Consider the following 22,438-nt stretch of genomic DNA (forward strand, 5'->3'; position numbering starts at 1 on the left):
CGCCTGTGCGCTACATTCGAGGGTCTGAGCACGGTGTGGTAATGGGGCGCGTTCGAATCGGGTGGGGGCCCGGTTCGGCGGCGGGTGCTCGGCTTCGTACGCGCTTCCGGAACTGTCCCGTGGGGGGAAGTGCGCACGTGAAAAAGTGGCGGAAAGACGCCCAACCGGAATGGCCTGCCGGCGCATCGTCGAGCCAGGACCAGCAGTCGACGGGGGAGAACGCTCAGGGCTCTTTAGAAACCGGCAGAACCGGATCGATTCCGGAACGATCCGGACCGTCCTCGGAACGATCCGGACCGTCTTCGGGGCGGACCGGATCGGCACCCGGCGCCCGGCGGACCGGCCGCCACGGCGGCCGTGCCCGGATCGCGACACCCGCGACCGGACCCGACGCCGGACCGGGCACCGGCTCGCGGCCCGGGGCCGAGATCCTGTCGTCGGCGGGCGGCGCCACGTCACCCGCCGTCCACGACCCCTGGAGCGAGTCCGGGGCGCCGGCGGCGGAGCACGGCAGCGAGCACGATCCGGACGAGGTGACCGTCCAGATGGACGCCGTCCAGTTCGGCGAGACGCTCACGCGGGCCGCCAAGGACGGCGGACAGGAGCCCTCCGACGCGCCGGTGTTCGTGGACGAGTCGGGGCGGCGCAGCCGCACCTTCCGACGGATCGGCATCGCCGTGGGGATCGCCTGCGCGGCCTACGCCGCCGTCATCGTCGTCACCCTGCTGTCGGGCAACTCCAGCGCGCCCTGGCTCCCGGTCCCGGTACCGGGCCAGGACGACGACAAGCCCGCCGGCCAGGTCGACACCTCCCCGGCGCCCAGCGCCACGTCGCGCCCGACGCACGCAGGCCCCGGCGCGCCGGTCCTGCCGGGCGGGACCTCGCCCGGCGGTGCGACCGCCACCGCGGGGAGCCCGAAGCCCAGCGCCTCCGGCAGCAGCGGCAGCCCGAGCGCCTCCGCCGACCCCAGGCCGTCGGCCAGCGCCTCCGCCAGGCCCAGCCCCAGCGCGAGCTCCAAGAGCCCGGTGGCGGAGTCGTCCCCGCCGGTCGCCTCGTCCCCGTCCCCGTCCGGGCCGGGCGACGGCTCGCCCACGCCCACGCCTCCGGCGAGCCCGGACGCCGGGGCGCACCCGGTCGCACAAGCGGCCCCGGCCCCGGTCGCCGTCCGGTCGAGCGCCGGCGGCGCCTCCTCGAACTCCTCCTCGCACACGGAGAACGTCCTCTGATGGCACCCCGTTCCAACCGCCGCTCCGGGAAACGGGCGGCCGGCCGGCGACGGCTGCCGCTGCGCAGCCTGCTCCCGCTCCTGTTCCTGTGCGCGATGCTCGCCATGCTGATGCTGCGCGGCTATGTGCACAGCGAGATCCTCGCCGACTTCCGGGTCCGGCCCGAGGCGTCCACCGACAAGGTCCCGCAGAAGATCCTCGACGGCGGGCCGGTGATCGACACCCGCGGCGGCAAGGAGACCAGCCTGCACGTGCCCGACCACCGCATCGTCCTCACCTTCGACGACGGCCCCGACCCGAAGTGGACGCCGAGGGTCCTCGACATCCTCAAGAAGCACCACGCGCACGCCGTCTTCTTCGTCACCGGCACCATGGCCTCCCGCTACCCGGACCTGGTCCAGCGCATGGTCGACGAGGGACACGAGGTCGGCCTGCACACCTTCAACCACCCCGACCTCTCCTACCAGTCCAAGAGCCGCATCGACTGGGAGCTGTCGCAGAACCAGCTCGCGCTCGCGGGCGCGGCCGGCATCCGCAGCTCGCTGTTCCGGCCGCCGTACTCGTCCTTCGCCGACGCCATGGACGACAAGTCCTGGCCGGTCACCGAGTACATCGGCTCGCGCGGCTACCTCACCGTCGTCAACGACATCGACAGCGAGGACTGGCGCAAGCCGGGCGTCGAGACCATCATCGGCAACGCCACGCCCAAGGGCGGCAAGGGCGCGATCGTCCTGATGCACGACTCCGGCGGCGACCGCCACCAGACCGTGCAGGCCCTCGACCGGTTCCTGCCGCAACTCCAGAGCCAGGGCTACGAGTTCCAGAACCTCACCGAGGCACTCGAGGCCCCGAACGCGGACACCCCGGTCACCGGCCTCGGCCTGTGGAAGGGCAAGGCCTGGATCTTCCTGGTGCAGGCCTCCGACGACGTGACCGACGTCCTGGTCGTCGGCCTCGCCATCGTCGGCGGCCTGGTCCTCGCCCGCTTCGGCCTGATGCTGCTGCTGTCCGTCCTGCACGCCCGCAAGACCCGCCACCGCAACTTCCGCTGGGGGCCGAACCCGGTCACCGAACCGGCGTCGGTACTGGTCCCGGCGTACAACGAGGCCAAGTGCATCGAGAACACCGTGCGCTCCCTGATGGCCAGCGAACACCCCATCGAGATCCTCGTCATCGACGACGGCTCCAGCGACGGCACCGCCCGCATCGTCGAGGACCTGAACCTTCCCGACGTACGGGTGATCCGTCAGCTCAACGCGGGCAAGCCCTCCGCCCTCAACCGAGGCCTCGCCAACGCCCGCCACGACCTGATCGTGATGATGGACGGCGACACCGTCTTCGAACCGGCCACCGTCCGCGAACTGGTCCAGCCCTTCGCCGACCCGCGCGTCGGCGCGGTCGCGGGCAACGCCAAGGTCGGCAACAAGGACCTCCTCATCGGCGCCTGGCAGCACATCGAGTACGTGATGGGCTTCAACCTCGACCGTCGGATGTACGACGTCCTGCGCTGCATGCCCACCATCCCCGGCGCGGTCGGCGCCTTCCGCCGCTCCGCGCTGGAACGCGTCGGCGGCATGAGCGACGACACCCTCGCCGAGGACACCGACATCACCATGGCCATCCACCGCGACGGCTGGCGGGTCGTCTACGCGGAGAAGGCCCGCGCCTGGACCGAGGCCCCGGAGTCGGTCCAGCAGCTGTGGTCCCAGCGCTACCGGTGGTCGTACGGCACCATGCAGGCGATCTGGAAGCACCGCAGGGCCATCGTCGAGCGCGGCCCGTCCGGCCGCTTCGGCCGCGTCGGCCTGCCCCTGGTCTCCCTGTTCATGGTGCTGGCCCCGCTGCTGGCCCCCCTGATCGACATGTTCCTCGTCTACGGCCTGCTCTTCGGCCCCACCCAGAAGACGATCCTGGCCTGGTTCGGCGTCCTGGCCGTCCAGGTGGTCTGCGCGTCCTACGCCTTCGTCCTCGACCGTGAGCGCCTCACCCCGCTCATCTCCCTGCCCCTCCAACAGATCCTCTATCGCCAGCTCATGTACGTCGTCCTGCTCCAGTCCTGGATCACGGCCCTGACCGGCGGCCGGCTGCGCTGGCAGAAACTGCGCCGCAAGGGCGGGGTGTCGGCACCGCCGAACGCGCCCGTGCAGGAACAGCGCGTCATGGACGGAAGGCCGGTCGCATGAACCCGCACCACCCCGAAGCCACCACTGCCACCCAGTCGCCGAACCCGGCGCGCATACCGCAGCAGCCCTCGGTACCGGACCCGGCACCCGCGTCCGGGTCCACGGCCACGTCCGCGCAGGAGCCGAAGCGCGCCTCAGGACGTGACCGGTACTTCGACCTGCTCCGCGCGATCGCCCTCTTCCGGGTCGTCTTCTACCACCTGTTCGGCTGGGCCTGGCTGCCCGTGGTGTTCCCGTCCATGGGCGTGATGTTCGCCCTGGCCGGCAACCTCATGGCCACCTCGCTCGGCAAGCGCCCCGCCGTGCAGGTCGTACGCGGCCGGATGCGGCGCCTGCTGCCCCCGCTGTGGCTGCTCGGCGCGGTCGGCGTCACCGGCATGCTGCTGGGCGGCTGGGGCCCCGACTCCGACGGACACCCCGGCTGGTGGTGGATCCACCTCGGCTTCTGGATCCTGCCGCTGAGCGACCCGCCGTTCGGCGACCAGGTACCCGGCATCCACGGTCTGATCGGCAACGAGTGGGCCACGGAACTGGCCGTACCCCTCTGGTACATCCGCGCCTACCTCTGGTTCGTGCTGCTCTCCCCGCTCATGCTGCGCGCCCTGCGCCGGCTGCCCTGGCCGACGATCCTCGCGCCGATCGCCCTGTCCGCGGCACTGGAGTTCGGCCTGCTCACCGTGCCCTTCTCACGGCTCGACTCCAACCTCAGCGACTTCGGGGCGTTCGGCTCGTGCTGGCTGGCGGGCATGGCCCACCAGCAGGGCGTCCTGAAGAAGCTCCCCCGCTATGTCGTGCCGTCCCTCGCCCCGGTCGTCGCGGGCATCGGCCTGTGGTACGCGCTCACCCACAACTTCGCACCGGGCCACGACCTCGACGACATGCCGTTCGCCCAGGCACTGTGGTCCTTCGCCACCGTGCTGTTGCTGCTGCACATCAGCCCCTCGTGGTCCGAGTGGCCGCGCCCGCTGCGCCGCTGGGACCGCCTGGTCACCCTCCTCAACGCCCGCGCGGTGACGATCTATCTGTGGCACAACGTGTGCATCGTCGTCGCGGGCACCCTGTGGGACCACCTGTGGAACGTCACGTTCCTGTACGACGACGCGCCCTGGATCCTGACGAGTTCCTGGCCGGTGCTGGTCGTGGTCTGGGCCCTCACCGCCGGCTGTGTCCTCTGCTTCGGCTGGATGGAGGACGTCGCGGCAAAGCGCAGGCCACGGCTGTGGCCCGACGGGTCGGCCTCGCGCGCGGGAGCGCACCGGGCCTGACGGTCCGTCCAGCCGCACTGGTGTCATGACGCGAAGCCCCGCTACCGTAGCGGGGCTTCGCCACTACGACACAGGAGCCTCCCGTGACCCGCCGCCCTCGCCTCCTCACCACAGCCGCCGCCGGAGCGACGGCGCTGCTCCTCCTCACCGGTTGCGGTGGCGGAGACGGTGGTTCGAAGGGCAACGACAAGATCGCGGGCGCGGACACGGACCCGTCGCCGTCGGCCTCACCGAGCCCTTCGGCATCGCAGGCGGCGGACCGCCCGAAGATCGAGCTGCCGTCGGACAACGTCCTCACCTTCTCGCCGGAGTCTGCGGGCGACGCGGTCAAGGACGCGATTCTCAAGGACAACGCCGAACTCGTGCGTGCTCTTGACGCGGCGATCATCGCCCAGAATCCGCGCCTCCCCGCTCTGGAGTACTACACGGAGGGCGAGGGGGCCGCAGCGGCTCAGCAGTGGGTTCAGGGGTTCAAGGACGCCGGACTGACGATCACCGGAGCCGTGCGCTACTACGACCGTCAGGTCAACGTCGAATCCAAGGACAAGGCCTCGCTGACGTACTGCGGCGACGAGAGCAAGGGCTTCAACAAGGTCGTCAAGACCGGAGTGATCCAGAAGACGAAGGCCACCAAGGACAGTTACGTCCTCTATGGCGTCCAGGTCGAGAAGAACGACAAGGGAGTCTGGGAGCTCGTGAAGATCGCTTCTACTCGAGGGGCTGCCAAGTGCCAGCCGTGAACAGGCTCCTGCGTGTGGCCGTGGCTGCCCTCGCGGCGGGATCGGCCGTCTTGCTTCCCGCTTCCCCTGCCCTCGCCACCCAAGGACCCGGGGGGTCGTTCGGAGGTGGGTCGGACACGAACACCTCCGGCAACGTGAACGGGGACACCGTTTCCGCCTCCGCCCGCGGGGTCGTGTTCGACACCTCCAAGAACGGCAGCGGCGCGTCCGTGGGCCCCGTCGCCTCCGCCGACACTTCCTGGAGCCCGCCCGCCTGCTGGTACGCGCCGAAGTACACGCCTCAGCAGTTGCAGGACACCCTGGAGCCGATCTGGGAGGCGGGCTCCACCGGGGACGCGTGGGACGCCGATCAGCGCAAGTACTACGTCGACGGCGACTACAAGGACTTCAACAAGGCGAAGACCGGCGAGGGCTACTGGTGGGACTCGTACGTCAACGAGAGCTTCCCGCCCGGCTGGGACAAGTGCGACCACCGTCCCTTCTGGGTGGACAACGGTGACGCCCCGCCCGCCGACATCCCGAACGTGGTGACCCCGGAGATCCTGGCCGGCCTCGCCTACGCCGAGATCCGCGTCCCCACCAAGCCGGTCACCCTGAAGCCCGAGGGCGCCACCAAGGTCAACCTGCCGACCTGGGCGTGGCTGGACGGCGCCGACTTCAAGCCCGTCTCCGTCACCGCCCGCGTCCCGGGTATCGCCAACCTCTTCGCGACCACGACCGCCGAGCCGTACTCGCTCAAGATCGAGCCCGGTACGGCGGACGCGGAGACGTATCCGGCGTCCGGGGTCTGCGAGATCCGCGGCGGGCACATCGGTGAGGAGTACGCCGCGGGCAAGGCGAACGAGACACCGCCGTGCGGGGTGAAGTACCTGCGGTCCTCGGGGGACGGCACGTACCACCTCAGGGCCACCGTCACCTGGAAGATTCATTGGGTGGGCTCCGGCAACACCGGAGGCGCCCTCCCCGACGGCACCTTCGGCGCCGACCAGGACGTCGTCGTCCAGGAGATCCAGGCCGTCAACCGCTGAGGTCCCGGAAGGGAACTACCTCTCACCCGCCCGCTTCCCGGGGTGAGGGCAAAGTTCCCTTCCGGTCACTCACAGCCACAGCCAGGAAACGCGCCCTCCCTACCTTCGGGACTCATCACCGTTCGTCACCTCGCGAACCGTCCGAGTCCCGAAGCACCGTGGAGGCGTCATGACTGCCCCTGATACAGCCCCCGCAGCGAGCAGGGGAGGCCGTTGGATCGAGCACTGGGATCCGGAGGACGAGGCCTTCTGGCAGGAGTCGGGGGAGAAGGTGGCCCGCCGCAACCTGCTCTTCTCCGTCCTCGCCGAGCACATCGGCTTCTCCGTCTGGACCCTGTGGTCCGTGCTGGTGCTCTTCATGGGCCCGGAGTACGGGCTGACCCCGGCCGACAAGTTCCTGCTGACGTCCGTGGTCACCCTGGTGGGGGCCGTGGTGCGGGTGCCCTACACCTTCGCCGTGGCGGTCTTCGGCGGCCGGAACTGGACGGTCATCTCGGCCTCCCTCCTGCTGATCCCCACCGTCGCGGCGTTCACGGTGATGGAGCCGGGGACCTCGTTCTCCACGTTCCTGCTGGTCGCGCTGCTCGCCGGGGTCGGCGGCGGCAACTTCGCCTCCAGCATGACCAACATCAACGCCTTCTTCCCGCTCCGGAAGAAGGGCTGGGCCCTCGGGCTCAACGCGGGCGGCGGCAACATCGGCGTACCGGTCATCCAGCTCGTGGCGCTCGCGGTCATCGGCGCGAGCGGCGGTCCGCGCGTGCTGCTCGCGATCTACGTCCCGCTGATCGTCCTGGCCGCCACGCTCGCCGCGCTCAAGATGGACAACATCGCGTCCGTGAAGAACGACACCGGTGCCGCGATCGACGCCGCGAAGGACCGGCACACCTGGATCATGTCCTTCCTCTACGTCGGCACCTTCGGCTCCTTCATCGGCTACAGCTTCGCCTTCGGACAGGTGCTGACCAACGAGTTCGGGCGTACGCCCCTCCAGGCGGCCTACCTCACCTTCATCGGCCCGCTGCTCGGTTCGCTGATCCGGCCCGTGGGCGGACGGCTCGCCGACCGGTACGGCGGCGCGCGGATCACGCTGTACAACTTCGTCGGGATGGCGGTCGCCACGGGCTGCCTGGTCTTCGCCTCCATGGCGAAGTCGCTGCCGCTGTTCGTGTCCGTGTTCGTCGTCCTGTTCGCGCTCAGCGGGCTCGGCAACGGGTCGACGTACAAGATGATCCCCGGCATCTTCCACGCCAAGGCACTCGCCCAGGGGCTGACGGGCGAGGCGGCCGCCCGGCACGGACGCCGGCTCTCCGGGGCCTCCATGGGACTCATCGGCGCGGTCGGCGCGCTCGGCGGCGTCGGCATCAACCTCGCCTTCCGGCAGTCCTTCCTGTCCTACGGCTCCGGCACCGGAGCGTTCGTCGCCTTCCTCGCCTTCTACGGGCTGTGCTTCGCGGTGACCTGGTCCGTATACCTTCGCCGTCCGGACGCCCGGCCCCGCACCGAGGTGGCCGCAGAGACGAACCCGCAGCTCAGCTACGCCGAGGTGTGACGTAACACCGGCGACACGGGGCCGAACCGAGTCTGTCACGCACCGTTGGCAGGCTCGCTCGGCACGTAGGTGCACATCGTTCCTCCGGGGCCGAGCGGGAGAGAGTGCTGTTGCCATGCGTGCCAGAACCCAGCAGAACGCAGTCAGCGAGCAGCAGTTGCCGACCTTCTCCAGCGCGGGACGAGAGCCTATGTACGACGAAGAGAAACGACCGGCGCCCGGTCCCCTCGCGGGCTTCACCGTGGGTGTGACGGCCGCGCGGCGGGCCGACGAACTCGGCGCGCTCCTCGGGCGCCGCGGGGCCGCCGTGCTGCACGCCCCGGCGCTGCGCATCGTGCCCCTCGCCGACGACGGTGAACTGCTCGCGGCGACGAAGCAGTTGATCGACCAGGCGCCGGACGTGGTGGTGGCCACCACCGCCATCGGCTTCCGCGGCTGGGTCGAGGCCGCCGACGGCTGGGGCCTCGGCGAGTCCCTGATCGACCGGCTGCGCGAGGTGGAGCTGCTGGCGCGCGGGCCCAAGGTCAAGGGAGCCGTCCGGGCCGCCGGGCTGACCGAGGACTGGTCGCCGTCGAGCGAGTCGATGGCCGAGGTGCTCGACCGGCTCCTGGAGGAGGGCGTCGACGGGCGCCGGGTCGCCGTACAGCTGCACGGTGAGCCGGTGCCGGGGTTCGTGGAGGCGCTGCGGGCCGCGGGCGCCGAGGTCGTCGGGGTCCCGGTGTACCGCTGGATGCCGCCCGAGGAGATCGCCCCCCTCGACCGGCTGCTGGACGCCGCCGTCTCGCGCGGACTGGACGCGGTCACGTTCACCAGTGCCCCGGCCGCCGCGTCCCTGCTCTCGCGCGCCGAGGACCGCGGGCTGCTGCCCGAGCTGCTCGCCGCACTCCACCACGACGTGCTGCCGGCCTGCGTCGGGCCGGTCACCGCGCTGCCGTTGCAGGCCCGGGGCATCGACACGGTCCAGCCCGAACGCTTCCGGCTCGGGCCGCTCGTGCAGCTGCTCTGCCAGGAACTGCCCGGACGGGCGCGGGCGTTGCCGATCGCGGGGCACCGGGTGGAGATCCGCGGGCACGCGGTGCTGGTGGACGGCGACCTCAAGCCCGTACCGCCGGCCGGCATGTCCCTGCTGCGGGTGCTGTCCCGGCGGCCCGGCTGGGTGGTCGCCCGCTCGGAGCTGCTGCGCGCGCTGCCCGGTGCGGGCCGTGACGAGCACGCGGTGGAGACGGCGATGGCCCGTCTGCGTACGGCTCTCGGTGTGCCGAAGCTGATCCAGACGGTGGTCAAGCGCGGGTACCGCCTGGCGCTGGACCCGGCGGCGGACGCGAAGTACGCGGACGCTTAGGGCCTGTGCGGCGGCGGACCCCAGGGCCGTACACGGCACGGGAGGTGACGAGGGGTTCCGGGGGAGCGAACGGGCGGGCACTGTGGGAGGGAACGGTTCTCCCGGTCCCTTCCCCCGGGACTCCGCCGGACTGCCGCCCGGGATCCACCCGGGGTTCCGCCAGGGTTTCCCGAGGATCCGGTGGAATCCGGCGCAGTCCGTGCGGGGCCGGCAGGGGCCGTCGGAGTGCACCGGAACCCACCGGCCCCGTCCCCCGCGGGGCAACCCCTAGGCGGTGACAGGCACATGGCACTGGGTACGGCCACAGCCCCGTACGAGATGCGGTTCGACGCCGGACGGATCTGTCTGGATCTCCTCGCGACCACCCACCCCGGCGAACGCCTCGACTCCCTCGCGGCGTTGCACACCTGGATCACCCGCGCCGGACTGGTCCCGCCGGGCACCCCGCTGGCGCACGCCGACGCCTCCTGGCCGGCCGCCTTCCGCGAACTGCGTTCACAGACGGCCTGGTTGGTAAGCGGTTGTCTCGGCGCCCGCGCCCGTTCGCACGGCGACGGCGACGACGTGTCCCGGGACCTCGCGCTGACACGCGTCAACGAGTACGCCCGTGCCGCGCCGCCGGTCCCGCGCGCCGTCCGCGGCGAGGACGGCACCTTCGTGCGGGAGTTGGCCGGACCGCCGGAGTGCGCGGCCCTGCTCGCGGCCGTCGCCAGGGACTGCGTGGAGCTGCTCACGGACCCCCTCGCGCGGGCGGGTCTGCGCCAGTGCGAGGGGGACAACTGCCCGATCGTCTACCTGGACACCTCGCGGGGGCGCAGAAGGCGCTGGTGCTCGAGCGAGGTCTGCGGAAACCGCGAGAGAGTGGCCCGGCACCGTCGGCGGGTGGCCCTCGCCCAGGCCTGAGTGTCGCCTTTGCGGCTTCTGCGGGGCAGGAGCACGGGAATTGGCGAAGTGATTTCGATAACACTTCGTTTGTATCCGGCGTGGCGCGGGCAGTTGAAGCGATCTTGGCGCCGTGGGGGAAATGTAAAGATCGTGCAGGAGGAATGTGCGCTCATGTCCGTCACGTCATGCCACCACGAAGAAAACTGCCGCTCGGGTTTGAACATCCCGCGACCCGCGTCCGTACCCCTCGGCGAGCGACCGACTGGGGGATCCCCCGGACATCGGAGGTGGGCGTGCGCAAGGATTCTGCCGTGGCCAATGAACGTGGACCGAGGGCCCGGCATCGTATGTCCCAGCCCTCGGAGCCTGATGAGGAGCTGATGCGTGCCCTGTATCGGGAGCACGCCGGACCCCTCCTTGCGTATGTCCTCAGGCTGGTTGCCGGCGACCGGCAGCGCGCCGAGGACGTCGTGCAGGAGACACTCATCCGTGCCTGGAAGAACGCCGGTCAGCTCAATCGGGCGACCGGATCGGTACGCCCCTGGCTGGTGACGGTCGCGCGTCGCATCGTCATCGACGGCCACCGCAGCCGGCAGGCCCGGCCGCAGGAGGTCGATCCGTCGCCGCTGGAGGTCATCCCCGCGGAGGACGAGATCGACAAGGCGCTGTGGTTGATGACGCTGTCGGACGCGCTGGACGACCTGACCCCCGCCCACCGGGAGGTGCTGGTCGAGACCTATTTCAAGGGGCGTACGGTCAACGAGGCGGCCGAGACCCTGGGCATACCCAGCGGCACGGTCCGCTCGCGGGTCTTCTACGCCCTGCGGTCGATGAAGCTGGCACTGGAGGAGCGGGGGGTGACGGCGTGATGAGCGTATACGGGGGGTTCGGAACGGGTGGTTCGGGTATGTCTGGCCCTATGCAGGGATCACCGGCCCCGAACGAGCACGAGACCGTCGGCGCCTACGCCCTCGGGATCCTTGACGACGCCGAAGCAACCGCTTTCGAATCCCATCTCGCGACCTGTGAATGGTGCGCCCAGCAGCTCGAGGAGCTCGCCGGGATGGAGCCGATGCTGGCCGCCCTCGCGGACCTGCCCGGCGCCGGCACCCCCGCGATCGGCGAGTCCCTGTCCGCGATGCCCAGCCCACGGCTGGCGGAGAAGCTCGTCGACGAGGTCGCCGAGCGTCGCGCGGCCAAGCGCCGGCGCGGCTTCTACCTGGTGGCGGCCGCGGCCGCGCTGATCGTCGGCGGTCCGCTGACGGTGCTGGCGGCGAGCGGCGGCTCGGACTCCGGGGCGAACAACACGGCGGCGGGACCGGCGCAGGCCGCCTTCCAGACCATGACCGACAAGAAGTCGGCCACGGACCCGACGACGCATGTCACCGCGACCGTGGCCGTGGAGAAGAAGGACTGGGGTACCCACGCCGTCCTCCAGCTCAAGAACGTCAGCGGACCGGAGAAGTGCTCGCTGATCGCCGTCGGCAAGAACGGCGAGCGCGAGACCGTCACCTCCTGGTCCGTACCGAACTGGGGCTACGGCCTGGCCGACGCCAAGACCGAGACCGCGAAGAACCCGCTGTACGTCCACGGCGGTGCCGCCTTCACCCCCAACCAGATCGACCACTTCGAAGTGATGACCTTCGACGGCAAGCGGTTGGTGGAGGTCGACGCGTAACTTCCCGGACGGGGTCCCCTTCGCGTACGGTTGACGGCTGCCCAGCACGTCAGAAGGGGGCCCGGTGGCCGCTCAGGCTCAACAGGAAACCGCGGTCGGTTCGGTCCACGGCGAAACGCACGACTCCGTACGGGACCGGGAGATCGGCATCGAGCAGGTACACCTGGACCAGGTGTACCGCAGGCTCGAGGAGAAGATCCACGAGGCCGAGTTCCTCATGAACGACGCGGCCAAGCGCGGCCAGGTCGGCACGCCCGGCGCGCTCGCCGAGCGGGACGCGCAGGTCTTCCGGGCGGGGGTGCACCTCAACCGGCTCAACAACGAGTTCGAGGACTTCCTCTTCGGCCGGATCGACCTGCTGCGGGGCAAGGACGGCAAGAAGGGGCCCGACGGCGCCTACACGGCCGTCGAGCCCGCCGAGGGAGCCGTCCGCGAGGACAACACCGCCGACATCGCCGAGACCCTCCACATCGGCCGCATCGGCGTCCTCGACCAGGACTACTCGCCGCTGGTCATCGACTGGCGGGCCCCCGCGGCCGCGCCGTTCTACCGCTCCACCCCGGTCGACCCCGGCCGGGTGGTGCGGCGCCGGGTCATCCGCTCCAAGGGCCGCCGCGTCCTCGGTGTCGAGGACGACCTGATGCGCCCCGAGCTGACCGCCTTCCTCGACGGCGAGCGGCTGCCCGTCATCGGCGACGGCGCGCTCATGGCCGCGCTCGGCCAGGCCCGCAGCCACACCATGCGGGACATCGTCGCCTCCATCCAGGCCGAGCAGGACCTGGTGATCCGCGCCCCCGCCGCCTCCGTGACCTACGTCGAGGGCGGCCCCGGGACCGGCAAGACCGCCGTCGCCCTGCACCGTGCGGCCTACCTCCTCTACCAGGACCGCCGCCGGTACGCGGGCGGCATCCTGATCGTCTCGCCCACGCCCCTGCTGGTGGCGTACACCGAGGGCGTCCTGCCGTCCCTCGGCGAGGAGGGCCAGGTCGCCATCCGGGCGATCGGCTCCCTCGTCGACGGCGCGGAGGCCACCCTGTACGACTCCCCGGCGGTGGCCCGCGCCAAGGGCTCGTACCGGATGCTGAAGGTGCTGCGCAAGGCGGCGCGCGGGGCGCTGGAGACCAAGGACACGCCCACCCGGCTGCGGGTCGTCGCCTTCGGCCGCCGGCTGGAGCTGGAGGCGGCCCAGCTGGAGCGCATCCGCAACAACGCCCTCGGCGGCACCGCGCCCGTCAACCTGCTGCGCCCGCGGGCCCGCAAGCTGCTGCTGGACGCCCTGTGGGAGCAGTCCGGCGCGGCCGGCCGGCACTCCGACCCCGAGCTGGCCGCCGAGCTGCGCTCCTCCTTCGACGAGGACGTGACCTCCGAGGACAGCTTCATCGAGTTCCTCGACGCCTGGTGGCCCGAGCTGGCCCCGCGGTCCGTGCTGGCGGCGATGGCCGACGAGCGGCGGCTGGGGCGCTGGGCGCGGCGGATCCTCAACCCCGGCGAGGTGCGCCGGGTCGCCCGCTCCCTCGGCCGGGACGGCCTGTCCGTGCACGACGTCGCCATGCTGGACGAACTCGAAGCCGTCCTCGGCGCCCCGGTCCGCCCCCGCAAGCGGCGCGAGCTGGACCCGCTCGACCAGCTCACCGGCCTGGAGGAGCTGATGCCCGCACGCGAGGAGACGCAGCGTGAGCGGGCCGAGCGGCTGGCGCAGGAGCGCACCGAGTACGCGCACGTCATCGTCGACGAGGCGCAGGACCTCACGCCGATGCAGTGGCGCATGGTGGGCCGGCGCGGCCGGCACGCCACCTGGACGATCGTCGGCGACCCGGCGCAGTCGTCGTGGTCCGACCCCGACGAGGCGGCCGAGGCCCGCGACGAGGCCCTGGGCAGCCGTCCACGCCGCCGTTTCCAGCTGACGGTGAACTACCGCAACCCGGCCGAGATCGCCGAGCTGGCGTCCAAGGTGCTCGCGCTCGCCATGCCCGGCTCCGTCTCCCCGTCCGCCGTCCGCTCCACGGGTGTGGAGCCGCGCTTCGTGGCGACGAACAACGCGCAGGGCGCCGCCGTACGCAACCCGCTCGCGGAGACCGTCCGCGAGGAGGCCGCCCGGCTGCTCGACCGGGTCGACGGCACGGTCGGCGTGGTCGTCGCCATGAACCGCCGCGAGGAGGCCAGGCGCTGGCTCGCCGGGCTCGGCGACCGGGTGGTGGCACTCGGCAGCCTGGAGGCCAAGGGGCTGGAGTACGACGCGACGGTCGTGGTGTCGCCCGCGGAGATCGCGGACGAGTCACCGGCGGGGCTGCGCGTGCTGTACGTCGCGCTGACCCGGGCCACCCAGCAGCTGACGGTCGTGTCGGCCGGACGGGACGAGCCGGACGAGGCGGGAGTGCCGGACCTGCTCAGGGACTGAACCCGGCGGCCGCCCCGGGCCGGCCGGACCGGTCACCGGGGGCGGCCGGACGGGCCACCGGGGCCGGCCGGACCGGCCACCAGGGGTGGTCAGGGGTGGTCAGGGGCGGCCGTCCGGGGGGCGATTCCGGTGAAACCTCGGCCTGTTTCCTGTGAACTCCACGCACGGGAATGGTCTTGCCCGATCCGTTTGTTAGCCTGGGTGTGACACCGGCTCGATCCAAGCCCCCGGGCCCAACCTTCGTCGCCACGAGCGACCACTTGCCGCGAGGCGAGCATGGCGGGTCGGTGTCATGAACGACAGAAGAGGCCCACGTCACCTTGTGATGTGGGCCTCTTTCATCGTCGATTGCTTCTCGTATTGTGGAAGTCGTCTTCCGAAACCGGCGCCGAGCTGCGAACAATACGTCCGCAATCCGGGGCGACTACCACGTACTCGGGGGTAGGTGCGACGATCGGACGGCATTAGCGAAGCGACACGGTGAAAGCAGAAGGAAGTCGGCCATGGCAACGGCGCCCAGCGTCTCCTACTCGATGACGATCCGGCTGGAGGTGCCCGCGAGCGGAACGGCCGTCTCGCAGCTCACCAACGTCGTGGAGTCCTCCGGAGGCTCGGTGACCGGCCTCGACGTCACCGCCTCCGGCCACGAGAAGCTCCGTATCGACGTCACGATCGCGGCCAGCTCGACCGCACACGCCGACGAGATCGTCGAGAAGCTCCGCGGCATCGAGGGCGTCACGCTCGGCAAGGTCTCCGACCGTACGTTCCTGATGCACCTCGGCGGCAAGATCGAGATGCAGTCCAAGCACCCCATCCGCAACCGTGACGACCTGTCCATGATCTACACGCCGGGTGTGGCCCGGGTGTGCATGGCGATCGCGGAGAACCCCGAGGACGCGCGCCGCCTCACCATCAAGCGCAATTCCGTTGCGGTCGTGACGGACGGCTCCGCCGTACTGGGTCTCGGCAACATCGGTCCGAAGGCCGCGCTGCCGGTGATGGAGGGCAAGGCGGCCCTGTTCAAGCGGTTCGCCGGCATCGACGCCTGGCCGCTGTGCCTGGACACCCAGGACACCGACGCGATCGTCGAGATCGTCAAGGCGATCGCCCCCGGCTTCGCGGGCATCAACCTGGAGGACATCTCCGCGCCCCGCTGCTTCGAGATCGAGGCCCGGCTGCGCGAGGCCCTCGACATCCCCGTCTTCCACGACGACCAGCACGGCACCGCGATCGTCGTCCTCGCCTCCCTGACGAACGCCCTGCGTGTGGTGGGCAAGGCGATCGAGGACGTACGCGTCGTCATGTCGGGCGCGGGCGCGGCCGGCACGGCCATCCTCAAGCTGCTGCTCGCCGCGGGCGTCAAGAACGCCGTCGTCGCCGACATCCACGGCGTCGTGCACGCCGGCCGCGAGGACCTGGTGGGCGCCGCGGCCGACTCGCCGCTGCGCTGGATCGCCGACAACACCAACCCCGAGGGCCTCGTCGGCACCCTCAGGGAAGCCGTGCGCGGCGCCGACGTCTTCATCGGCGTCTCCGCCCCGAACGTCCTCGACGGCGACGACGTGGCCGCGATGGCCGACAACGCCATCGTGTTCGCTCTCGCGAATCCCGACCCCGAGGTCGACCCGGCAATCGCCCGCCAGACCGCGGCAGTTGTGGCCACCGGCCGCTCCGACTTCCCCAACCAGATCAACAACGTGCTGGTCTTCCCGGGCGTCTTCCGCGGACTGCTGGACGCGCAGTCCCGGACGGTCAACACCGAGATGATGCTCGCGGCCGCGAAGGCCCTCGCCGACGTGGTGACCGAGGACGAGCTGAACCCGAACTACATCATCCCGAGCGTGTTCAACGACAAGGTCGCGGGTGCGGTCGCGGGCGCGGTCCGGGAGGCCGCGAAGGCCGCGGGCGCGTCGGTCTCGTAGGCTCGGCGAAGGCGTGGGACCCGGCCTGTGGGGGCGTTGTGACGATTGCCACGGTCGGGTTTCGCCCCGGCGCGTCGCGGAACCGGGGTTGCTGACAGCCCTCTATCGTGACGGCCGGGCTCGGTCCCCACATTTCGTGTGACTCCCAAGGGTGTTCTCACGACTGCTGGGGGTGCCGGATTGGCTTTCCCGCCGCAGGTGGGGGCAGGATGCGTCTCTGGGCGCGAGGGTTCTGACGACGGACCCGGGTCCGGGGTATGTCCGAGCACCCTGGCAGCATCGAGTTCGCTGTGCCCAACTATGCGGCTCCGCCGCGTGGCACGCCTCAACGGCAAGAAGAACACGGGAGTAACAACATGAACCGCAGTGAGCTGGTGGCCGCGCTGGCCGACCGTGCCGAGGTGACCCGCAAGGACGCCGACGCCGTGCTGGCCGCGTTCGCCGAGGTCGTCGGCGACATCGTCTCCAAGGGCGACGAGAAGGTCACCATCCCCGGCTTCCTGACCTTCGAGCGCACCCACCGTGCCGCTCGCACCGCGCGCAACCCGCAGACCGGCGACCCGATCCAGATCCCGGCCGGCTACAGCGTGAAGGTCTCCGCGGGCAGCAAGCTCAAGGAAGCCGCGAAGGGCAAGTAAGCCCGTCGCAGGGCGGCAGGCCCGAAGGGCGACTGCGCCCGCGCCCACGTCCCGGGACGGCATGGACGTCAGGGGCCCGCGCCCCGGGACGACATGCGCGTCCGGGACGACCGATTGACGCCAATGGGGCGGCCCCTGTGACCGGGGGCCGCCCCATTGGCGTACGTACTGCCGTGGACGCTGTCCGAGCGCCCGGCCCGGAAGGGCTGGGGTCAGCCGAGCGCCTTGCCGGGCGGCTCGGCCTTCGCGCCCGGCTCCACGAGCTTCTCCATGCTGTGCCTGTCCGGGGGACGACCCCCGGACCCTCGGCCGGGGGAGTGCCGCCCGGGCCGGAGTGGAGGGGCTGGGGTCAGCCGAGCGCCTTGCCGGGCAGCTCGACCTTCGCGCCCAGTTCCACGAGCTTCTCCATGAAGTTCTCGTAGCCCCGGTTGATCAGGTCGATGCCGTGCACGCGGGACGTGCCCTGCGCCGCCAGGGCGGCGATGAGGTACGAGAACCCGCCGCGCAGGTCGGGGATGACCAGGTCGGCGCCCTGGAGCTTGGTGGGGCCGGAGACGACCGCGGAGTGCAGGAAGTTGCGCTGGCCGAAGCGGCAGTCGGAGCTGCCCAGGCACTCGCGGTAGAGCTGGATGTGAGCGCCCATCTGGTTCAGGGCGGAGGTGAAGCCCAGCCGGGACTCGTAGACCGTCTCGTGGATGATGGACAGGCCGGTGGCCTGCGTCAGCGCGACGACCAGGGGCTGCTGCCAGTCCGTCTGGAAACCGGGGTGCACGTCCGTCTCCAGGGCGATGGACTTCAGCTGGCCGCCCGGGTGCCAGAAGCGGATGCCCTCGTCGTCGATCTCGAACGCGCCCCCCACCTTCCGGTAGGTGTTGAGGAACGTCATCATCGAGCGCTGCTGGGCCCCGCGGACGTAGATGTTGCCCTCGGTGGCCAGCGCCGCGGACGCCCACGAGGCGGCCTCCAGGCGGTCCGCCAGGGCCGCGTGGGTGTAGCCGCCGAGCGAGTCCACACCGGTGATGCGGATCGTGCGGTCGGTGTCCATCGCGATGATCGCGCCCATCTTCTGCAGGACGCAGATGAGGTCCTCGATCTCCGGCTCCACCGCCGCGTTCGACAGCTCGGTGACGCCCTCCGCGAGGACCGCCGTCAGCAGCACCTGCTCGGTCGCGCCCACGGACGGGTAAGGCAGCCGGATCTTGGTGCCGCGCAGCCGCGTCGGCGCCTCCAGGTACTGGCCGTCCTCGCGCTTCTCGATCCGCGCGCCGAACTGCCGCAGCACCTCGAAGTGGAAGTCGATGGGCCGCCCGCCGATGTCGCAGCCGCCCAGACCCGGGATGAACGCGTGACCCAGACGGTGCAGCAGCGGGCCGCAGAACAGGATCGGGATACGGCTGGAACCCGCGTGGGCATCGATGTCGGCGACGTTGGCGCTCTCCACGTGCGACGGGTCCAGCACCAGTTCGCCCGGCTCCTCACCGGGGCGGACCGTCACGCCGTGCAGCTGGAGCAGACCGCGCACGACCCGCACGTCACGGATGTCGGGAACATTGCGCAGACGGCTCGGCTCGCTGCCCAGCAGCGCGGCGACCATGGCCTTCGGCACGAGGTTCTTCGCACCGCGGACACGGATCTCGCCCTCCAGCGGGGTTCCGCCGTGGACAAGCAGGACATCGTCGTTGACGGTCATGTATCTCGCGTTCCGATGAGTTGGGCCAGTGGAGATGAGACAGAGTAATCGCCGCGTACCCCTCTCCCGTAAGCCCAGGCACCGCCCAGCCAGGTCATAGCTGTGTCACAACACGAACCGTTCCCAATCGGACACATGGGGTCACCGCCCCGGCCGTGCGCGTGGGATGCGTCCGTGCGCCCTGAGCTGCCTTCACTCCCGTGCCCTGATTGGCTCCCCATGCGGCGGGCGGATGCGGGATCATGTCTGGCATGACCGAGGTGTCCTCGCTCACAGGGCGGCTGCTCGTGGCGACGCCCGCCCTGGCGGACCCGAACTTCGACCGTGCGGTCGTGCTCCTTCTCGACCACGACGAGGAGGGCTCCCTCGGTGTCGTCCTCAACCGTCCGACGCCGGTGGGGGTGCGCGACATCCTGGAGGGCTGGGCCGATCTGGCCGGCGAGCCCGGTGTGGTCTTCCAGGGCGGCCCGGTGTCCCTGGACTCGGCGCTGGGCGTCGCGGTGATCCCGGGCGGCGGCTCGGCGGCGGCACCGCTGGGCTGGCGCCGGGTGCACGGCGCGATCGGGCTGGTGGACCTGGAGGCCCCGCCGGAGCTGCTCGCCTCGGCCCTGGGCTCCCTGCGGATCTTCGCCGGTTACGCCGGCTGGGGGCCCGGCCAGCTGGAGGACGAACTGGTCGAGGGCGCCTGGTACGTCGTCGAGTCCGAACCGGGTGACGTCTCCTCCCCGGCCCCCGAGCGGCTCTGGCGCGAAGTCCTGCGCCGTCAGCGAAACGAACTGGCGATGGTGGCCACCTATCCGGACGACCCTTCTCTCAACTGATGCGGGGGAGCTTCAGTACCCTTGGGCCTATGAGCACTCTCGAGCCCGAGCGCGGGACTGGTACGGGAACCCTCGTAGAGCCGACGCCACAGGTGTCCCACGGCGACGGTGACCACGAGCGCTTCGCCCACTACGTCCAGAAGGACAAGATCATGGCGAGCGCCCTCGACGGGACCCCCGTCGTAGCGCTGTGCGGCAAGGTCTGGGTGCCGGGCCGCGACCCGAAGAAGTACCCGGTGTGCCCGATGTGCAAGGAGATCTACGACTCCATGGGCGCCGGCGGCGACGGCAAGGGTGGCGGCAAGGGCGGCGACGGCAAGTAGTAGCCCCTCGTCCGCAGGATCCTCCTAGAACGTTCAGAAGGCCCCCGGGGCGCATCGACCGTGCGCCCCGGGGGCCTTCGCCGTGCGGTGGGTGCGGTGGGCACGAATGCGGTGGGCACGAATGCGGTGGGCACGAATGCGGTGGGCGCGGACGCGGGCACGGTCACGGATTGGTTCAGACCTCTTGTGGGGGTGTCCGTGATGTCCCTAGCCTCAGCGGTGTTGTGCGTTGCGAAACCGTCGTTGCGTATGTTGCAACGCCCGCCGAAGGGTTCACCGTGAAACCGCCCGCCCGGAGTGCCGATCCGTGCGGCCCGGCACACTGCGGCCGGGCCGCGGGAATTCGGCCACGGCTTCCACGGGGTCGGGGCCGATCGCTTTTTCCCGCCTCGATCACCGTGATCGCATTCCGGGACCCGGCGACCCGATTCCGCCTCCGCCTGCGCGTCGGCGCCCGCTTCCGGTTCCCGGTCCGTCCGCGCTGCCGGGCCGGGTCGCCGGGCATCGGCACTCGGGTCCGCGCGAGCGCCCGGGAACGGTCCCGGAACAGCCCCGGAACAGCCCCGGAACAGCCCGGGAACGGTCGCGGAAAGCCGTGCGGAGACCCCGGCGGGGGCCGCGTTCATCCATGCGGCGAACCCTGTCGGATTCGCTCGGCGGGCCCTCTTCCCGCCCGTCCGGCCGGATGCCCGGGCGGCTTCGGCAATGCCGGCGATTCCGGTGCCGATCTTCCTCGGATCTCTCCTGGATCTTCCTCGTACTCGTGCAGCGACGACCGGTCCCCGGACCGGGCGGAGCGGTAAAGGACTGATGTGACAGACGTGATGGGACTTATTCCGGCTCCCCGGCACATTTCCCGGAACCCCTCGGGCCACTGGCGGCTCGGCAGGGCGACGCGCCTGGTCGCGGGACCCGGCACCGAGGGTGTCGCGCGCTGGCTGCGGGCGACGGTCGGGGCGGCGACCGGCCTGCCCCTCGCGGAGGACGGGGGCGCGGACGACGCCGGGGACCGCATCGTGCTGAGCATCGATCCGGCACTGCCCCCGGAGGACTATCGCCTGGTCGTCGACGGCCCGCAGTGCCGTATCCAGGGCGGCGGCGCGGCCGGCGTCCTGTGGGGCGCGCAGACCCTCCGCCAGCTTCTGGGCCCCGACGCGTTCCGCCGGGCCCCGGTGCGGCCGGAGCGGGAGTGGGAGCTTGCGGCGGTCACCGTCGAGGACGGCCCCCGCTTCCGCTGGCGCGGACTCATGCTCGACGTGGCCCGGCACTTCATGCCCAAGGAAGGCGTGCTGCGTTATCTCGATCTGATGGCCGCGCACAAACTCAACGTCTTCCACTTCCATCTGACGGACGATCAGGGCTGGCGTGTGGAGATCAAGAAGTATCCGAAGCTGACGGAGACCGGTTCCTGGCGAGCGCGCACGAAATTCGGTCACCGGGCCTCCCCGCTGTGGGAGGAGAAGCCGCACGGTGGCCACTACACGCAGGACGACATCCGGGAGATCGTCGCCTACGCCGCCGAGCGGCATATCACCGTCGTCCCCGAAATCGACGTACCGGGACACTCGCAGGCCGCCATCGCCGCGTATCCGGAACTCGGCAACACCGATGTCGTCGACACGTCCGCCCTCACGGTCTGGGACAACTGGGGGATCTCTCCGAACGTACTCGCCCCCACCGACAACACGCTGCGCTTCTACGAGGGAGTGTTCGAGGAACTGCTCGAACTGTTCCCGTCGGAGTTCGTCCACGTCGGCGGTGACGAATGTCTCAAGGACCAGTGGCGGCAGTCGCCCACCGCGCAGGCCCGCATCGGCGAACTCGGGCTCGCCGACGAGGACGGGCTCCAGGCCTGGTTCGTCGGGCACTTCGCCGACTGGCTCGCCGCGCGCGGACGCCGGCTCATCGGCTGGGACGAGATCCTGGAGGGCGGCCTGGCCCCGGGCGCGGCCGTGTCCTCGTGGCGCGGCTACGCGGGCGGGGTCGCCGCCGCACGGGCGGGCCACGACGTCGTCATGTGCCCCGAGCAGCAGGTCTACCTGGACTACCGGCAGCACGCCGGACCGGACGAGCCCGTCCCGATCGGATATGTCCGCACCCTCGAGGACGTCTACCGCTTCGAACCCGTTCCGCAGGAGCTGACGCCGGAACAGGCGCGGCACGTGCTGGGCACCCAGGCCAACGTGTGGACCGAGGCGATGGAGGACCACGCCCGGGTGGACTACCAGGCGTTCCCGCGGCTCGCGGCGTTCGCCGAGGTGGCCTGGGGCCGGCTGCCCGCCCCCGCGGACCGGGACTTCGCCGGCTTCGAGCGGCGCATGGCCGTCCACTACCGGCGGCTGGACGCCCTCGGCGTCGCCTACCGGCCGCCCGCCGGTCCGCACCCCTGGCAGCGGCGCCCCGGCGTCGCCGGACGCCCGCTCGACGGGCCGCCCCCGAGCCGGTAGCGCCGACGGCGGGCCGGGGCGGGCGCGGGTCGCGCCGGGCCGGTCGCGCCGGGCCGGTGGTGCCGGGCGGCAGCCGGGGGGCGGGCGCGGGTCGCGCCGAACAGGTCACGGAAAAGCCGCGCAAGAGTCACCGAAGAGTGTCAATCGGCATACACCGGAGATCTCGTGCAAAACCCTGCCATCACCCCGGTGAGGTGGGCGAATGCCTCCTAGCGGACCCCTGCGTTCGGGTCCTGCGAAGATGTGCCAGAGTTGCCACGTCCGCCCTGTCAGCACGTACCGTACGGCAGCACAGGTGGGACC

17 protein-coding genes are annotated in these 22,438 nt (G+C 70.9%); 16 read left to right on the top strand and 1 reads right to left on the bottom strand.

The window, feature by feature from the left end:
• Positions 1-545 precede the first annotated feature (545 nt).
• The 13 genes from ACZ7OY_RS00315 to ACZ7OY_RS00375 all read left to right on the top strand — a co-directional run bounded on the left by ACZ7OY_RS00315 (position 546) and on the right by ACZ7OY_RS00375 (position 16,854).
• Positions 546-1,226 (top strand): hypothetical protein, encoded by a 681-nt coding sequence (locus ACZ7OY_RS00315; RefSeq protein WP_471909326.1) that lies wholly within the window; start codon positions 546-548, stop codon positions 1,224-1,226.
• Complete coding sequence (locus ACZ7OY_RS00320) at positions 1,226-3,409, top strand: polysaccharide deacetylase family protein (protein ID WP_471909327.1); 2,184 nt, start codon at positions 1,226-1,228, stop codon at positions 3,407-3,409. The genes ACZ7OY_RS00315 and ACZ7OY_RS00320 overlap by 1 nt, the downstream gene beginning before the upstream one ends.
• Positions 3,406-4,674: an acyltransferase family protein gene (locus ACZ7OY_RS00325; protein WP_471909328.1), complete on the top strand. Its 1,269-nt coding sequence runs from the start codon at positions 3,406-3,408 to the stop codon at positions 4,672-4,674. The genes ACZ7OY_RS00320 and ACZ7OY_RS00325 overlap by 4 nt, the downstream gene beginning before the upstream one ends.
• Before the next feature lie 83 nt (positions 4,675-4,757).
• Positions 4,758-5,414, top strand: coding sequence for a hypothetical protein (locus tag ACZ7OY_RS00330; protein ID WP_471909329.1), 657 nt, complete (start codon positions 4,758-4,760; stop codon positions 5,412-5,414).
• Positions 5,402-6,442 (top strand): hypothetical protein, encoded by a 1,041-nt coding sequence (locus ACZ7OY_RS00335; protein WP_471909330.1) that lies wholly within the window; start codon positions 5,402-5,404, stop codon positions 6,440-6,442. Before ACZ7OY_RS00330 ends, ACZ7OY_RS00335 begins: the two co-directional genes overlap by 13 nt.
• Before the next feature lie 169 nt (positions 6,443-6,611).
• Positions 6,612-7,991, top strand: a complete 1,380-nt coding sequence (locus tag ACZ7OY_RS00340) for a nitrate/nitrite transporter (RefSeq protein ID WP_471909331.1) — start codon at positions 6,612-6,614, stop codon at positions 7,989-7,991.
• 190 nt (positions 7,992-8,181) lie between these two features.
• Entirely contained in the window at positions 8,182-9,333 is a 1,152-nt protein-coding gene (locus tag ACZ7OY_RS00345) for a uroporphyrinogen-III synthase (protein ID WP_471910330.1), read from the top strand.
• Positions 9,334-9,618: 285 nt separating this feature from the next.
• Entirely contained in the window at positions 9,619-10,236 is a 618-nt protein-coding gene (locus ACZ7OY_RS00350; RefSeq protein WP_471909332.1) for a CGNR zinc finger domain-containing protein, read from the top strand.
• A 329-nt stretch (positions 10,237-10,565) separates the two neighbouring features.
• Positions 10,566-11,087 carry a sigma-70 family RNA polymerase sigma factor gene (locus ACZ7OY_RS00355; RefSeq protein WP_010039908.1) on the top strand — a complete coding sequence of 174 codons (522 nt, stop codon included), beginning with the start codon at positions 10,566-10,568 and terminating at the stop codon, positions 11,085-11,087.
• Positions 11,087-11,896: an anti-sigma factor family protein gene (locus ACZ7OY_RS00360; RefSeq protein ID WP_471909333.1), complete on the top strand. Its 810-nt coding sequence runs from the start codon at positions 11,087-11,089 to the stop codon at positions 11,894-11,896. The genes ACZ7OY_RS00355 and ACZ7OY_RS00360 overlap by 1 nt, the downstream gene beginning before the upstream one ends.
• Positions 11,897-11,960: 64 nt before the next feature.
• On the top strand, positions 11,961-14,294 hold the full coding sequence (locus tag ACZ7OY_RS00365; RefSeq protein ID WP_471909334.1) for a HelD family protein: 2,334 nt from the start codon (positions 11,961-11,963) through the stop codon (positions 14,292-14,294).
• Positions 14,295-14,797: 503 nt separating this feature from the next.
• Positions 14,798-16,216, top strand: a complete 1,419-nt coding sequence (locus ACZ7OY_RS00370; RefSeq protein ID WP_471909335.1) for an NAD-dependent malic enzyme — start codon at positions 14,798-14,800, stop codon at positions 16,214-16,216.
• A 356-nt stretch (positions 16,217-16,572) separates the two neighbouring features.
• A complete protein-coding gene (locus tag ACZ7OY_RS00375) occupies positions 16,573-16,854 on the top strand; it encodes an HU family DNA-binding protein (RefSeq protein WP_004000874.1) in 282 nt (93 codons plus the stop codon).
• 349 nt (positions 16,855-17,203) lie between these two features.
• Here ACZ7OY_RS00375 and murA read toward each other — a convergent pair whose 3' ends face one another.
• Positions 17,204-18,544 carry a UDP-N-acetylglucosamine 1-carboxyvinyltransferase gene (gene murA, locus ACZ7OY_RS00380; RefSeq protein WP_351622893.1) on the bottom strand — a complete coding sequence of 447 codons (1,341 nt, stop codon included), beginning with the start codon at positions 18,542-18,544 and terminating at the stop codon, positions 17,204-17,206.
• 251 nt (positions 18,545-18,795) lie between these two features.
• Between murA and ACZ7OY_RS00385 the strand changes: the two genes are divergently transcribed.
• The 3 genes from ACZ7OY_RS00385 (at position 18,796) to ACZ7OY_RS00395 (ending at position 22,135) form a co-directional block, all read left to right on the top strand.
• Positions 18,796-19,365 (top strand): YqgE/AlgH family protein, encoded by a 570-nt coding sequence (locus ACZ7OY_RS00385; protein ID WP_152885050.1) that lies wholly within the window; start codon positions 18,796-18,798, stop codon positions 19,363-19,365.
• Positions 19,366-19,394: 29 nt separating this feature from the next.
• Positions 19,395-19,688, top strand: coding sequence for a DUF3039 domain-containing protein (locus ACZ7OY_RS00390; RefSeq protein WP_351622890.1), 294 nt, complete (start codon positions 19,395-19,397; stop codon positions 19,686-19,688).
• 824 nt (positions 19,689-20,512) lie between these two features.
• Positions 20,513-22,135, top strand: coding sequence for a beta-N-acetylhexosaminidase (locus ACZ7OY_RS00395; RefSeq protein WP_471909336.1), 1,623 nt, complete (start codon positions 20,513-20,515; stop codon positions 22,133-22,135).
• Positions 22,136-22,438: the final 303 nt, after the last annotated feature.

The organism is Streptomyces sp. NPDC107559, from assembly GCF_055657365.1.

Coding starts and splice junctions, on each gene's coding strand:
- murA (WP_351622893.1), bottom strand. CDS start 18,544: ATGACCGTCAACGACGATGTCCTGCTTGTCCACGGCGGAACCCCGCTG.
- ACZ7OY_RS00370 (WP_471909335.1), top strand. CDS start 14,798: ATGGCAACGGCGCCCAGCGTCTCCTACTCGATGACGATCCGGCTGGAG.
- ACZ7OY_RS00360 (WP_471909333.1), top strand. CDS start 11,087: ATGAGCGTATACGGGGGGTTCGGAACGGGTGGTTCGGGTATGTCTGGC.
- ACZ7OY_RS00340 (WP_471909331.1), top strand. CDS start 6,612: ATGACTGCCCCTGATACAGCCCCCGCAGCGAGCAGGGGAGGCCGTTGG.
- ACZ7OY_RS00385 (WP_152885050.1), top strand. CDS start 18,796: ATGACCGAGGTGTCCTCGCTCACAGGGCGGCTGCTCGTGGCGACGCCC.
- ACZ7OY_RS00350 (WP_471909332.1), top strand. CDS start 9,619: ATGGCACTGGGTACGGCCACAGCCCCGTACGAGATGCGGTTCGACGCC.
- ACZ7OY_RS00375 (WP_004000874.1), top strand. CDS start 16,573: ATGAACCGCAGTGAGCTGGTGGCCGCGCTGGCCGACCGTGCCGAGGTG.
- ACZ7OY_RS00325 (WP_471909328.1), top strand. CDS start 3,406: ATGAACCCGCACCACCCCGAAGCCACCACTGCCACCCAGTCGCCGAAC.
- ACZ7OY_RS00320 (WP_471909327.1), top strand. CDS start 1,226: ATGGCACCCCGTTCCAACCGCCGCTCCGGGAAACGGGCGGCCGGCCGG.
- ACZ7OY_RS00395 (WP_471909336.1), top strand. CDS start 20,513: ATGGGACTTATTCCGGCTCCCCGGCACATTTCCCGGAACCCCTCGGGC.
- ACZ7OY_RS00345 (WP_471910330.1), top strand. CDS start 8,182: ATGTACGACGAAGAGAAACGACCGGCGCCCGGTCCCCTCGCGGGCTTC.
- ACZ7OY_RS00315 (WP_471909326.1), top strand. CDS start 546: ATGGACGCCGTCCAGTTCGGCGAGACGCTCACGCGGGCCGCCAAGGAC.
- ACZ7OY_RS00355 (WP_010039908.1), top strand. CDS start 10,566: ATGTCCCAGCCCTCGGAGCCTGATGAGGAGCTGATGCGTGCCCTGTAT.
- ACZ7OY_RS00390 (WP_351622890.1), top strand. CDS start 19,395: ATGAGCACTCTCGAGCCCGAGCGCGGGACTGGTACGGGAACCCTCGTA.